The sequence below is a fragment of the Kitasatospora sp. NPDC036934 genome, assembly GCF_055608425.1.
The window spans coordinates 213,134-226,294 of the sequence record NZ_JBVJQR010000012.1; the positions used below are offsets into that span (position 1 = coordinate 213,134).

A 13,161-nucleotide genomic window follows, 5' to 3' on the forward strand; every position below is an offset into this window, starting at 1 on the left:
ACCCAACGCTCAAGGAGAGGTCCCATGGACTCCACCGCACAGTCACCAGCGGCCCCCCGGTCCGGCACCCCGGCCGGGCGCCGCCGGGTCGTCCTCACCGGCCTCGGGGCGATCTCCAGCATCGGCACGGGCGTCGCGGAGTACACCGAGGGGCTGCGGACCGGCCGCTCCGGCGCACGGCCGATCACCCGCTTCGACACCGAGGGCTTCGGCCAGAACACCGCCTGCGAGGTACCGGACTTCGAGCCGGAGCGCTGGATCCGCCGGGTCCCGCTCGAGGAGATGGGCCGGGCCGGCCAGTTCGCCGTCGCCGCGGCCCGGATGGCGGTGGACGACGCCGGACTGACCGAGGCGGACCTCGGCGAGCGCCAGGCCGTGATCAGCGTCGGCACCACCGACGGCGAGTCCCACGACATCGGGCTGCTGGTCGAGCAGGAGCTGGCCGCCGGCCACCCGAAGGCGATCGACCCGGTGCTGTCCCGCCGGATCAACGCCGGCCGGCTGACCACGGTGATCGCCCGCGAGCTGCGGATGCCGAACGTGGAGCCGACCACCATCACCACCGCCTGCGCGGCCGGCAACTACTCGATCGGCTACGGCCTGGACGCGATCCGCTCCGGCGAGGTGGACATCGCGCTGTGCGGCGGCGCCGACGCCGTCTGCCGCAAGGCCTTCGCCCTGTTCAAGCGGTTCGGCGCGCTGACCCCGGACGTGGTCCGGCCGTTCGACCGCGACCGGCAGGGCATCCTGACCGGCGAGGGCGCCGGCATCCTGGTCCTGGAGAGCCTGGAGTCCGCGCTCGCCCGCGGCGCCCGGATCTACGCCGAGGTGCTCGGCTACGGCCTCAGCTGCGACGCCGCCCACGCCACCGCCCCCAACCGGGACGGCATCGCCCGCGGCATCCGGCTCGCCCTGGACGACGCCGGCGTCGAGCGCGACGAGATCGATTTCATCTCCGCCCACGGCACCGGCACCAAGGCCAACGACCGCACGGAGTCGGCCGCGATCCTGGACGTGTACGGCGACACCCCGCCGCGCACCGTCGCCGTGAAGTCGATGCTCGGCCACTCGATGGGCGCCGCCAGCGCGCTCGGCGCGATCGCCTGCAGCCTCGCCATCGAGCACCAGTTCATCCCGCCGACCATCAACCACCGGGAGACCGACCCGGAGTGCCCGCTGGACGTCGTCCCCAACCGGGCGGTCGACGCCGAGGTCCGGATCGTGGAGAACAACTCCAGCGCCTTCGCCGGCAACAACGCCATCCTGATCCTGGGCACGTACGGAGAGCGAGTCCGCTGATGACCACCACCACCCGCGCCCCCGAGGCCGCCGAGGCCCACCTGGCCCCCGAGACCCCGGTGATCACCGGCTGGTCCGCCGTCTCGCCGTACGGCCTGACCCGCCAGGCCTTCACGGAGGGCCTGCGCTCCGGCACCCGGACCGCCGTCGAACCGGCCGAAGCCTACGGCCCGCTGCCCTCGCCCGAGGTCTGCCTGGTGCCCGGCTTCGACATCAAGGGCCTGCTCGGCCCGACCGGCACCGCCAAGATGGACCGGCTCACCGCCCTCACCCTGGTCGCCTCCGACGGCCTGCTGAACGACGCCGAGGGCAACCGGGTGGTGGCGACCGACGAGCGCACCGGCGTGGTCCTCGGCATCTCGATGGGCAGCCTGGAGAACGTCACCAACTTCCTGAAGCAGTCGTACACCAACGCGCTGCCCTTCCACGTGGACGCCGGCCGGATCCCCTTCGGCAGCCTCAACCACGCCGCCGGCGCCACCGCGATCCGGCACGGGCTCACCGGCCCCAACACCACCGTCGCGGGCGGCCGGGTCAGCGGACTGCTGGCGCTCAACTACGCCCGCCGGCTGCTCGGTCAGGGCCGGGCGACCAAGTACCTGGTGGGCTCGGCCGAGGAGTTCTCCGCCGCGCACGCCTGGATCGAGCACGCCGCCGCCGCCCCCGGCGACCCCTCCCCGCTGCTCGGCGAGGGCTGCGGCCTGCTGGTGGTCGAACCGGCCGGCACCGCCCAGCACCCGCCGCTGGCCGCCGTGCTGGCGGTCGAGACCCGGGTCGACATCGACGACGACCCGGGCGCCGCGGTCACCGCCTGCGTGCGACGCGCCCTCACCCGGGCCGGCGCCGCCCCCGAGGAGGTCTGGGCCGCCGTGCCCAGCGCCGCGCCCACCGCGGCCGGCCGGGCCGAACGGGCGGCGCTGGAAGCGCTGTTGCCGGCCGAGGCGCTCACCGCCGTCCCGTCCATGGCCCTGCTCGGTGACACCAGCGCGGCCGCCGCCACCTTCCAGATCCAGGCACTGCTCGGCGTCGCCGAGGCCGAGCCGGCCACGGCGGGCCGGATCGCCCTGGTCACCGCCGTCGACCGGGACGGCGCGGTGGGCTGCGCGGTGCTGCGACTGCTGAACCCCGCCCCGGCCACCACCACGAACGGAGTCCCGGCATGATCGCCCTGGTCAGCGGCGGTTCCCGGGGCATCGGCCGGGCCATCGTGCTGCGCCTCGCCCGGGACGGCTACGACGTCGCCTTCTGCTACCACTCCAACGCCGACGCCGCGGAGCGCCTGGTCAAGGAGGCCGGGGAGGCCGGCACCCGGATCACCGCCACCCGGTGCGACGTCGCCGACTCCGCCGAGGTCCGCGACTGGTTCGCCCGCACCGAGCGCGAACTCGGCCCGGTGGACGCCGCGGTCACCTCGGCTGGGATCACCAGGGACCGCCCGGTGATCCTGATGCCCGAGACCGACTGGGACCAGGTGCTGCGCACCAACCTCGACGGGGTCTACCACGTGTGCCGCGCGGCAGCCTTCGCGATGAGCAAGCGACGCAGCGGAGCGATCGTCAACCTGTCGTCCGTGTCAGGGATTTACGGTAACGTCGGCCAGGCCAACTACGCCGCCTCGAAGGCGGGGATCATCGGCTTCACCAAGTCCCTGGCCAAGGAGTGCGGCCCGCGCGGCGTGCGCGCCAACGTGGTCGCCCCGGGTCTGATCGCCACCGACATGGTCGGCGACATGTCCGAGGCCGCGCTGGCGCGGATGCTGGGGAGCGTCGCGCTCGGCCGGGCCGGCAAGCCGGAGGAGGTGGCCGACCTGGTCTCCTTCCTGCTGTCCGACCGGGCGGCGTACATCAGCGGGTCGGTCTTCGAGATCCACGGCGGCGGCACGTTCTGATGGTCCGACGAGTGGGGGCGGGAATGCCGGAAGTGCAGGGTCCGACGGTCAGGGGCGGCAGGGACCGCTATGACGCGATCGTGGTCGGCAGCGGCCTCGGCGGCCTGTCCGCCGCGGCCTACCTGGCCGCCGACGGGCGCAGCGTGCTGGTACTCGAACAGCACGACGTGGCCGGCGGCAACGCCCACGTCTTCCGACGCCGGCGCAAGTACGAGTTCGACGTCGGCACCCACTACGTCGGTGACTGCGGCCCGGACGGGATGCTCCCGGCGATCCTGTCCGGACTCGGCGTCCGCGACCGGGTGACGTTCCGCCCGATGGACAACGAGCAGGGCTTCGACCGGATCATCACCCCCACCGCCACCCTGGACGTGCCGGCCGGCTGGTCGGCCTACCGCGACCGGCTGCGCGCCGCGCTGCCCGAGGAGGCCGAGGGGATCGACCGCTTCGTCCACCTCTCCGAGACGGTGGCCGCGGCCATCCGGGAGGCCCTGCTCGGCCGGCACCTGGTCGACCTGTTCCGCGAGTCCCCGGACACCATGCGCTGGGCCCGCCGGACCCGCACCCTCGCCGACGCCCTGGACCACTGCCGCCTCTCCCCCAAGGGCCGTACGCTGCTCGCCGCCCAGGCCGGCAACTACGGCACCATGCCGGACGGCATCGCCTTCGCCGATCACGCCGCCATGCTCGACCACTACATGCGCGGGGCGTACTACCCGGAGGGCGGCGGACAGGTGCTGGTGGCGGCCTTCGTCGAGGCCCTGGAAGCCCATGGCGGCGAGCTGCGCACCCGCTGCGAGGTGCGCCGGATCCTGATCGACCAGGGCCGCGCCACCGGCGTGGAACTCGCCGACGGCACCCGGATATCCGCCCCCCTGGTGATCTCCAACGCCGACTACCGCCGCACCGTGCTCGACCTGTGCGGCGGCGAGCGGGCCTTCCCCGCCGACGTGGTCGAGCGCACCCGCGAGGCCACCATGCGCGGCTCCATGGTCGCGGTGTACGTCGCCCTCGACACCGAGCTGTCCGGCCTGCCCAACGCCAACATCTGGTGGCACGGCAGCGACGACATGGAGGCCGCGCACGCCGCGACGCTCGAGGAGTGGGAGCGCCGCGGCACGGTGGACGGACTGCCCCAGCTGATGTTCTCCTTCGCCTCCCAGAAGGACCCGGGCGCGAGCGCCGTCTGCCCGCCCGGCCACACCAACTTCCAGGTGCTCACCCTCAGCCCGCCCGGATACGGCTTCTGGGGCGTCCGGGGCGGCCCGGCGGACGGCACCCGCTACCGCCGCGAAGCCGCCTACCAGGCCCGCAAGCAGCAGCTCACCGAGCTGATGGTGGCCGGCGCCGAGAAGGTGATCGGCCCCTTCCGGGACCGCGTCACCCACCTGGAGACCGCGACCCCGCTCAGCCACGAGCGCTACGTCCTCAGCTCCGGCGGCACCCCGTACGGCATGGCCGACTGGGGCAACGGCAACCAGCGGCCCGACGTGCGCACCGACGTCGAGGGCCTCTTCGTGGTCGGCCAGAGCACCCGCTACGGCAGCGGCCTGGCCGCCGTCGCCGGCGGCGGCACGGTCGCCGCCGGGCAGATCCTCGGCCGCCCGCTGCTGAACGAGGTGCTCGCCGGGACGGTGCTCGGCGACCCCGCCCGGCTGCCCGACCGAGGTCCGGGCTGGGACCCCCTGCTGGTCTCCCGCGGCCTCGCCCGTCGGCGCGCCAAGGGTCTCGCCCGGATCGGCTGAACCTCCCCTCCCGCCCTCGCCCCACCAGGAGCAGTGTTCCCATGACCAGTGCCACCACGGCAGACACCGCCGCCCCGGGTGTTCCGACCGCCGCCGCGCCGACCTTCTCCGTGGTCTCCGGCGCCCAGGTGCACGAGGCCCTCCACGGCCACGAGCAGGACGTCATCGCCACCGTCGAGGCCGCCTACCGGCTGCACGGCGAGGGGCGGACGGTCAACCCGGACTCGTACTTCCTGCGCTTCCCGGACCGTCCCGCCGACCGGATCATCGCCCTGCCCGCCTCGGTCCAGGGCGAGGTCGGGGTGCACGGCGTCAAGTGGATCTCCAGCTTCCCGGGGAACGTCGCGGCCGGCCTGCCCCGCGCCTCGGCCGTGCTGATCCTCAACGACGAGCGGACCGGCTACCCCTTCGCCTGCCTGGAGAGCTCGATCATCAGCGCGGCCCGCACCGCCGCGTCCGCCGCCCTGGCCGCCGCCCGGCTGGCCGACGCCCGCGGCGAACGCCCGCGCCGGGTCGGCTTCTTCGGCGTCGGGCTGATCGCCCGCTACATCCACACCTACCTCGCCGCCAACGGCTTCGAGTTCACCGAGGCCGGCATCCACGACCTCTCCGCCGAGCACGCCCACGGCTTCGCCGACTACCTGCGCCGGGCCGAGGGCGAGGAGCTGGCGGTCACCGTCCACGAGAAGCCCGAGGACCTGGTCCGCTCCGCCGACCTGGTCGTCTTCGCCACCGTGGCCGGCGAACCGCACGTGACCGACCCGGACTGGTTCGCCCACCACCCGCTCGTGCTGCACGTCTCGCTGCGCGACCTCTCCCCGGAGATCGTCCTCGACGCCTGGAACGTGGTCGACGACATCGACCACTGCCTGAAGGCCGGCACCTCCCCGCACCTGGCCGAACAGCGCGTCGGCAACCGGGAGTTCGTGGCCGGCACGCTGTACGACGTGCTCACCGGGGCGATCACCCCGCCCGCCGACCGCCCGGTGGTCTTCTCCCCGTTCGGCCTCGGCGTGCTCGACCTGGCCGTCGCCAAGCACGTCTACGACCGCGTCCGGGCCGCCGAGGGGCTGCACACCGTCCCGGACTTCTTCCACGAGCTCAAGCGCTACGGCTGACCTGCGCCACCGGACGTCCCTCGGCGGACGCCCGGCGACCCGACGCCCGCCCCGGACGCCCGCCCCGCACCCGGGGCGGGCGTCCGTCGTCCGTCCTCGTCGTCCGTCCCCGCGCCCGTCCCCGTCCCCGCGCCCGTCCCCGTCCCCGTCCCCGCGTCAGTCCCCGCGCCCGTCCCCGTCAGCAGCACGTCAGTTGAGCGTCAGCAGCCGGGGCGGAGAATCACCCCATGAGATCCTTTGCCACCCTGGCCGAGTTCACCGAGGCGGCCGGCGAGCACCTCGGCTACAGCGACTGGCTCGAAGTCACCCAGGAGAACGTGGACCGGTTCGCCGGCGCCACCGGCGACCTCCAGTGGATCCACGTGGACCCCGAACGCGCGGCCGGTGGACCGTTCGGCACCACCATCGTCCACGGCTACATGACGCTCGGCCTGCTGCCCGCGATGATGCGCGCGATCTTCGAGATCGAGGACGTCACGATGGGCGTCAACTTCGGCCTGGACAAGGTCCGCTTCCCGCACCCGGTCAAGGTCGGCGCCCGGGTCCGCGGCGGCGCCCGGGTGACCAGCGTCCGGGAGACCCCGGTCGGCCACCTGGCCGCGGTGCGGATGACCGTGGAGATCGAGGGCGAGTCCCGCGCGGCCTGCGTGGCCGACACCCTCTCGCTCTTCCTTGCCGACCCAACCCCCGTGGACGAAGAGGGGAGTTAGTACTACCGATTTCCACCTCCCGCCGCCCCCAGAATGGTCTCCACGGCCACCACGGCCGGGCAACGCGAAGGCACCAGAGAGGAGCGTGTCCATGGACCGCACGATGCAGCTCGGGGCGGACCCGGCACCCGTCGAGATCAGGGGCTTCTCCGCCTCCGCCGGATTCATCGGGCTGGGGCGCGCGTTGACGCTCTGCTGGCTCTCGGCCGCCGCTTTCGGCCGCTCCCTGGGGCTCTCCACCGCGATCTCCCTGGTCGGCCGGGGCCTCGGCCTGGTGCCCCGGTCGATGGAGCGGGTGCGCGCCCTGGCGGCCCGCCAGCGCGCGCTGGCCGAGGACTGGTCGGGCGTCCGCATCCCGGGCCCGCCCGGGCCGCTGCCGCCCGCCCCCGAGGGCGCCTCCGGGGCCGTCGCCCGCTACCGCTGGATCCTGAGCGACCCGCAGACCAAGCGGGAGTTCACCTGGGTCCTCACCGACCCGATCGTCGGAGGCCTGCTCGCCTTCGGCCCGATCGCCCTGGTGCTCAGCGGCTTCTGGGGCATCTTCCTGGCCTTCTTCGGCGTCCCGCTGTCGCTCGAGTGGGACGGCCTCTGGTACCAGTTCATCCCGATCGACGGCCAGGCCACCGCGGTACTGGCCGGCGTGCTCGGCCTGCTCCAGCTCCCGCTCGCCCTCTGGGTCGCGCCACGGGCCGTGCGCAAGCACGCCCTCTACACCCGCTCGATGCTCGCCCCGAGCGAGCAGGAGCTGATGGCCAGCCGGATCGAGCACCTCACCACCACCCGCAGCACCGCGGTGGACACCCAGATGGCCGAGATCCGCCGGATCGAGCGCGACCTCCACGACGGCGCCCAGGCCCGCCTGGTGGCGATGGGCATGACCCTGGACGCCGCCGAACACCTCCTGGAGACCAACCCGGACGCGGTCCGCGCCCTGCTGATCGAGGCCCGGGAGTCCTCCTCCAAGGCCCTGGAGGAGATCCGCAACCTGGTCCGCGGCATCCACCCGCCGGTCCTCGCCGACCGCGGACTCGCCGACGCGGTCCGGGCGCTGGCGATGGTCTGCCCGGTCCCGACCGAGGTCGCGGTGGACCTCCCCGGCCGCCCGGAGATGCCCGTCGAGTCAGCCGCCTACTTCGCCATCTCGGAGATCCTCACCAACGTCTCCAAGCACTCCCACGCCGACCGCGCCTGGATCGACATTCGGTACGATCACGGCATGCTGCGCATCACCGTCACGGACACCGGACGCGGCGGCGCGGACGCCACCCGCGGCACCGGTCTGCGCGGCATCGAACGACGGCTGGCCACCTTCGACGGTGTCCTCGCCGTCAGCAGCCCCGTCAACGGCCCCACCATGGTCACCATGGAGCTCCCGTGCGCATTGTCCTCGCCGAAGACCACTTCCTCCTGAGGGACGGCCTGATCCGCCTCCTCCAGGCCTACGGCCACGAGGTCGCCGCCGCCGTCGACAACGGCGCCGACCTCCTCCGCGCCCTCACCGACCACCAGCCGGACGTCGCCGTCGTCGACGTCCGGCTCCCCCCCAACTTCACCGACGAGGGCCTGCGCGCCGTCCTCACCGCCCGCCGCACCACCCCCGACCTCCCCGTCCTCCTCCTCTCCCAGTACGTCGAACCCCTCTACGCCCGCGAACTCCTCGCCAGCGGCGGCCGCGGCGTCGGCTACATGCTCAAGGACCGCGTCACCAACGGCTCCCAGTTCCTCGACTCCATCCGCCGCGTCGCCGACGGCGGCACCGCCATGGACCCCGAGGTCATCTCCCAGCTCCTCGTCCGCAAGGAACGCGACGAATCCGTCGCCGCCCTCTCCACCCGCGAACGCGAAGTCCTCGAATGGGTCGCCCAGGGCCGCTCCAACGCCGGCATCGCCCAAGGCCTCTTCATCACCGAGAAGGCCGTCGCCAAACACATCAGCAACATCTTCACCAAGCTCAACCTCCTCCCCACCGACGGAGACAACCGCCGCGTCCTGGCCGTCCTCGCCTACCTCGACCAGTGACCCCCGCCCCGGAGCAACCCAGAAGGCCCGGCCAGCTCAGCTGACCGGGCCTTCCGCCTGCTGGGCCGCCTTCGGGAGCCGAACCCGCGCCCCCGCGACCTGGCCGCTCAGCCGGCCGGGCTCGTGCGCCGGGCGCCCGCCAGGCCGTGCAGCGCCCTGCCCGACCAGGCCCCGAGCACTCCCTGGAGCAGAGCGACCAGCAGCGTCACGGCCAGGATGAGCCAGCCGGTGGGCGGCAGGCCGGCGAGGGCGGCCGCGACCCGGGCCGTCGCGAGCACCGGCTCGGCGTCGATCGACCGCAGGGCGAGGGGCAGGGCCCAGCCGAGGGCCGCCGCCACCCCCGCGCACAGGACACCCGTCCCGGCACGCGCCGACCGGAGCGACCCCCATGTGCCGACGACCCCGCCGACGACGAACGGCACGAACCACAGGTGCGCCGCGGTGCCCAGGGCGACGAGCAGCACGCCCCCGCCCGATGCGGCCAGCACCGCACGGGCACGGGGAGCCCCGGCCCGGCCGGCCGGCCGTTCCCGGGTGCCCGTGGGCATCGCGGATCCGGCCCGGGTGTCGATCTCGCCCATCAGCTCAGCCCTTCGCTCGCAGTGTCCACAACGCCCCGGCCTTCGCCTGGTCGTCCGCCCACGGCATGGGGCGCAGCTTGTCGTTCCACCAGTCCTCGACGAAGTTCCGGTACCACGGGGAGGCCGGGTTCTCGCTCTGGCCGCCCGGGTAGACCACCGAGGCCGAAGCCGACCCCGGGCCGGTCCAACCGACCACCATCCGCCAGCTCGGTCCGAACGACGAGTACGGCGGCGAGCGCTTGGCGGCAGTGGTGTCCTGGTCGGTGGTGAAGGTGTCGAGGGCGTTGGTGGCGTGCTGCCAGCGGGTGGCGGGCTTGTTGCGGCGGGCGGTGGGGTGCTCCTCCGGCTTGCTGGCCGCGAGAAGGGCCTGGAGCTTCGGCAGGGACAGGTCGGGGGCGATCTTCCCGCCGGGGATGTAGTTCGGCTGCCCGTTGGCCTTCAGGTCGCCAGGGCGGGCGACGGAGTAGCCCCGAAGGTCGCCGGACGGGAAGCGGAGGATCTTGACCTCGACGCCATCGGCCTGGAGGTAGGCGAGAAGTTCCTCCGCGTTGCTCGCGTGGGGGATGGCGGGGGCCGGCCTGGAAGGACACCGGCCGGGTCTTCACCAACGAGGACGGTTCCTGGCTCCACCCCGGCAAGGTCACCGAGATGTTCGAGCGGCTCGTGACCGCGTCCGGCCTGCCGCCGATCCGCCTGCACGACCTCCGCCACGGCGCGGCCACCCTCGCGCTCGCGGGCGGGGTCGACATGAAGGTGGTGTCCGACATGCTCGGCCACTCCTCCATCAAGATCACCTCGGACATTTACACCAGCGTCCTACCCGAGATCGCCAAGGCGCGGCCGAGGCTGCCGCGAAGCTCGTCCCCCTTCAGCGGAAGACCAAGGCCGAGGCTCACGCCAAGGCCGCAGCCGAAGCCGAGAAGGCGAAGCGGGAGGCGGCGAAGAAGGCGAAGTCCAAGGCCAAGAAGACCAAGGGCCAATCCAAGATCAACAACCGCGCTCACGCATCGCTCACGCAAGCGATCTCGTAGCGTGCCGCCGACGCCTGCCCACACGTCAAGGAACGACAAAAGGCCCAGGTCACGGGCTATGTGACCTGGGCCTTCACTGAGCCGCCTGCGGGATTCGAACCCGCGACCTACGCATTACGAGTGCGTTGCTCTGGCCAACTGAGCTAAGGCGGCACCGCTGCCACGTGTGGTGGCAACGCGGGCCAGTCTACACAGGTTCGCAGGTGATCCGTAGCCGGGACGGTCGGGTGGTGGGCCGGGGTGGGTGGGGGCGGATGGTTTCTGCTTCAACCGGTCTCCGGTGCGACGTTAGGATGATCGCCCCCCTGCTGCCCCTTCCCACCCCCGGAGCGCACCGTGTTCGGTGTCAACGACCTGGCGACGTACGTCCTCGGTGCCCTCGTGATCGTCCTGCTGCCCGGCCCCAACTCGCTGTACGTGCTGTCGGTCGCCGCCCGCAAGGGCGTCCGGACCGGGTACCGGGCGGCGGCGGGCGTGTTCGTCGGCGACCTCACGCTGATCAGCCTGACCTCGCTGGGGGCCGCCTCGCTGCTGAAGGCCAACCCGGCGGTGTTCGCGGTGGTCAAGTTCGGCGGCGCCGCCTACCTGCTGTGGATCGGGTTCGGGATGCTGCGGGCCGCCCGGGAGCTGTGGAGCGAGCGCCGGGCCGGGGCCGACCGGGCGGCCGGCGCGGAGGCGGCGCCGGAGGAGAGCGAGCGGCCGTTCCGGCGGGCGCTGGTGATCAGTCTGCTGAACCCGAAGGCGATCCTGTTCCTGCTGTCCTTCTTCACCCAGTTCGTCGACGCGTCCTACGGGCAGCCCGCGCTGTCCTTCGCCCTGCTCGGCGGGATCCTGCAGACCTTCAGCCTGCTCTACCTCTCCCTGCTGATATTCGCCGGCACCACGCTGGCCTCGGCCTTCCGCCGCCGCAAGCGCCTGTCCGCGACCCTGACCAGCGGCGTCGCCGTCCTGTTCGCGGGCTTCGCGGCGAAGCTGGCGGTCTCCTCGGTCTGACCCCGGGACGGACCCCCAGGACAGGCGCCCGGGACGGACCCCCAGGACGGGTGCCCGGGGCGGGTGCCCGAGCCCGCTACCGGTCGCAGCGCTTGCCCTGCTCCGGGGCCTCCCCGGTGAGCAGGAAGCGGTTGACCGCGCCGTCCACGCAGGTGCTGCGCCCCCCGTACGCGGTGTGGCCGTCCCCGTCGTAGGTGAGCAGGCGGCCGGACTCCAGTTGGCCGGCCAGCGACCGGGCCCAGTCGTACGGCGTGGCCGGGTCGCGGGTGGTGCCGACGACGACGATCGGGGCGGCGCCGGCGGCCCGGATGGTGTGGGCCGCGCCGGTGGCCCGGACCGGCCAGTAGGCGCAGGTCAGCGCCATCCAGGCCATGTCGCGCCCGAAGTGCGGCGAGGCCTTCTCGAAGTCCGGCACCGCCCGCTGGACGTCCTCCGGCGAGCGGAACGGGGCGGGCAGGTCGAGGCAGTTCACCGCCGTGTTGGCGAACATCAGGTTGGGGTAGGAGCCGTCCGCCTCGCGCCCGTAGTAGGCGTCGGAGAGTTTCAGCAGCCCGGTGCCGTCGCCCGCCTCGGCGTCGGTGAGCGCGGTGCGCAGCTTGGGCCACAGGAACTCGGCGTACATGGCCTGGACGACGCCGGTGGTGGCCTGGGCCTCGGTGAGCCGGCGCCCGTGGTCGGTGGTCGGCAGCGGCTGGGCGTGGACGGTCACGAACAGGGCGGTGAGCCGGTCGCCGACCTGCTGCTCGGTGCGGCCGAGCGGGCAGTCCTCGCGCTTGGCGCAGTCCCCGGCGAAGGCGGCCCAGGCGGTCTCGAAGCCGCCGGCCTGGGTGCGGTTGCCGGTGACCGAGTCGAGCGCCGGGTCCATCGCGCCGTCCAGCACCACCCGCCCGACCCGGCTCGGGAACAGTCCGGCGTAGGTGGCGCCGAGGAAGGTGCCGTACGACTTGCCGACGAAGTTCAGCCGTTCGTCGCCGAGCAGGGCGCGCAGCACGTCCATGTCGCGGGCCGCCTCGACGGTGCTGAGGTGGCCGAGCGCGGGCCCGGCCTGCTTGCGGCAGCCGTCGGCGAACTCCCGGTCGACGGCGACGAGCGCGTCGATCGCCCGCTGGTCGCCGGGGGCCAGGTCGGCGGCGGTGAAGGCGTCCATCCGCTCGCCGTTCAGGCAGCTGACGGGATTGCTGCGGCCCACCCCGCGCGGGTCGAGGCCGACCAGGTCGTAGCGGGTGCGCACGGTGCGGTCGTACGTCCCGGCGATGGCCTCCAGGTACTCGATCGCCGAGCCACCGGGACCGCCCGGGTTGAGCAGCAGCGAGCCCGACCGGTTCGCGCCGCCGGGGTCACCGGGGAGGGCGGCGGCGCGGGCGGCGGAGAGGGTGAGGTCGCCGTCGCCGGGGCGGTCGTAGTCCATCGGCACCCGGAAGGTGGTGCACTCGAAACCGCCGTCGCACGGCTGCCAGGCCGGCCGCTGTCCGTAGTACGGAGCGAGCGCGGCCGGTACGGCGCTGGCCAGCGGCTCCAGCGGGGTGACGCCGGAGCCGGCGCCCGTCGAGTCGGAAGAGGCCTGCCCGGACGCCCCGCTCCCGCCGGTCGGCCCCGCGGAGCCCCGGCTGCACCCGCCCGCCGAAGCCGCCAGCAGCCCGACCGCGAGCACCGCCGCAACCGCCCGCGACCCCGCACCCACGCGCCACCGCCCCAGAACCCGTCCGAAGACCCGCACCCGCCCGAAGACCCGCACCCGCCCGAAGCCGCTCATCCGCCCGAAGCCGCTCATCCGCTT

The 13,161-nt window shown here is 73.4% G+C and carries 11 protein-coding genes, 1 tRNA gene and 3 pseudogenes; 10 read left to right on the top strand and 5 right to left on the bottom strand.

Annotated features, from left to right (window positions below):
• The first annotated feature begins 24 nt into the window (after nucleotides 1-24).
• From ACZ7BZ_RS20325 to ACZ7BZ_RS20360, 8 genes are all read left to right on the top strand, one after another.
• Entirely contained in the window at nucleotides 25-1,299 is a 1,275-nt protein-coding gene (locus ACZ7BZ_RS20325; protein WP_380461886.1) for a beta-ketoacyl-[acyl-carrier-protein] synthase family protein, read from the top strand.
• Complete coding sequence (locus ACZ7BZ_RS20330) at nucleotides 1,299-2,462, top strand: beta-ketoacyl synthase N-terminal-like domain-containing protein (RefSeq protein ID WP_470359466.1); 1,164 nt, start codon at nucleotides 1,299-1,301, stop codon at nucleotides 2,460-2,462. The genes ACZ7BZ_RS20325 and ACZ7BZ_RS20330 overlap by 1 nt, the downstream gene beginning before the upstream one ends.
• The gene (gene fabG, locus ACZ7BZ_RS20335; protein WP_470359467.1) at nucleotides 2,459-3,187 is read left to right on the top strand and encodes a 3-oxoacyl-ACP reductase FabG; all 729 of its coding nucleotides are present in this window, start codon (nucleotides 2,459-2,461) and stop codon (nucleotides 3,185-3,187) included. Before ACZ7BZ_RS20330 ends, fabG begins: the two co-directional genes overlap by 4 nt.
• A 23-nt stretch (nucleotides 3,188-3,210) precedes the next feature.
• Entirely contained in the window at nucleotides 3,211-4,932 is a 1,722-nt protein-coding gene (locus tag ACZ7BZ_RS20340) for a phytoene desaturase family protein (protein WP_470359468.1), read from the top strand.
• A gap of 41 nt (nucleotides 4,933-4,973) precedes the next feature.
• Entirely contained in the window at nucleotides 4,974-6,050 is a 1,077-nt protein-coding gene (gene sbnB / locus ACZ7BZ_RS20345) for a 2,3-diaminopropionate biosynthesis protein SbnB (RefSeq protein WP_470359469.1), read from the top strand.
• Between the two features lie 227 nt (nucleotides 6,051-6,277).
• Entirely contained in the window at nucleotides 6,278-6,760 is a 483-nt protein-coding gene (locus ACZ7BZ_RS20350) for a MaoC family dehydratase (RefSeq protein ID WP_470359470.1), read from the top strand.
• Nucleotides 6,761-6,851: 91 nt separating this feature from the next.
• Nucleotides 6,852-8,171, top strand: a complete 1,320-nt coding sequence (locus ACZ7BZ_RS20355; RefSeq protein WP_380461880.1) for a sensor histidine kinase — start codon at nucleotides 6,852-6,854, stop codon at nucleotides 8,169-8,171.
• Nucleotides 8,135-8,779: a LuxR C-terminal-related transcriptional regulator gene (locus ACZ7BZ_RS20360; RefSeq protein ID WP_380461879.1), complete on the top strand. Its 645-nt coding sequence runs from the start codon at nucleotides 8,135-8,137 to the stop codon at nucleotides 8,777-8,779. The genes ACZ7BZ_RS20355 and ACZ7BZ_RS20360 overlap by 37 nt, the downstream gene beginning before the upstream one ends.
• A gap of 107 nt (nucleotides 8,780-8,886) precedes the next feature.
• Here ACZ7BZ_RS20360 and ACZ7BZ_RS20365 read toward each other — a convergent pair whose 3' ends face one another.
• From ACZ7BZ_RS20365 to ACZ7BZ_RS20375, 3 genes and pseudogenes are all read right to left on the bottom strand, one after another.
• Nucleotides 8,887-9,360 carry a hypothetical protein gene (locus ACZ7BZ_RS20365; RefSeq protein ID WP_470359471.1) on the bottom strand — a complete coding sequence of 158 codons (474 nt, stop codon included), beginning with the start codon at nucleotides 9,358-9,360 and terminating at the stop codon, nucleotides 8,887-8,889.
• Nucleotides 9,361-9,364: 4 nt separating this feature from the next.
• Nucleotides 9,365-9,601 (bottom strand): annotated as a pseudogene (locus ACZ7BZ_RS20370) (penicillin acylase family protein); the annotation flags it as partial.
• Between the two features lie 18 nt (nucleotides 9,602-9,619).
• Nucleotides 9,620-9,928: pseudogene (locus ACZ7BZ_RS20375) on the bottom strand (mobilization protein); the annotation flags it as partial.
• 2 nt (nucleotides 9,929-9,930) lie between these two features.
• Here ACZ7BZ_RS20375 and ACZ7BZ_RS20380 point away from each other — a divergent pair.
• Nucleotides 9,931-10,391: pseudogene (locus ACZ7BZ_RS20380) on the top strand (tyrosine-type recombinase/integrase); the annotation flags it as partial.
• Between the two features lie 79 nt (nucleotides 10,392-10,470).
• Here the strand turns inward: ACZ7BZ_RS20380 and ACZ7BZ_RS20385 are convergent.
• Nucleotides 10,471-10,544 (bottom strand) — tRNA-Thr (locus tag ACZ7BZ_RS20385).
• Nucleotides 10,545-10,727: 183 nt separating this feature from the next.
• On the opposite strand from ACZ7BZ_RS20385, the gene leuE reads away from it, so the two are divergent.
• Entirely contained in the window at nucleotides 10,728-11,384 is a 657-nt protein-coding gene (leuE, locus tag ACZ7BZ_RS20390; RefSeq protein ID WP_470359472.1) for a leucine efflux protein LeuE, read from the top strand.
• 76 nt (nucleotides 11,385-11,460) lie between these two features.
• Here leuE and ACZ7BZ_RS20395 read toward each other — a convergent pair whose 3' ends face one another.
• On the bottom strand, nucleotides 11,461-13,137 hold the full coding sequence (locus ACZ7BZ_RS20395; protein ID WP_470359514.1) for an alpha/beta hydrolase: 1,677 nt from the start codon (nucleotides 13,135-13,137) through the stop codon (nucleotides 11,461-11,463).
• Between the last annotated feature and the right edge of the window lie 24 nt (nucleotides 13,138-13,161).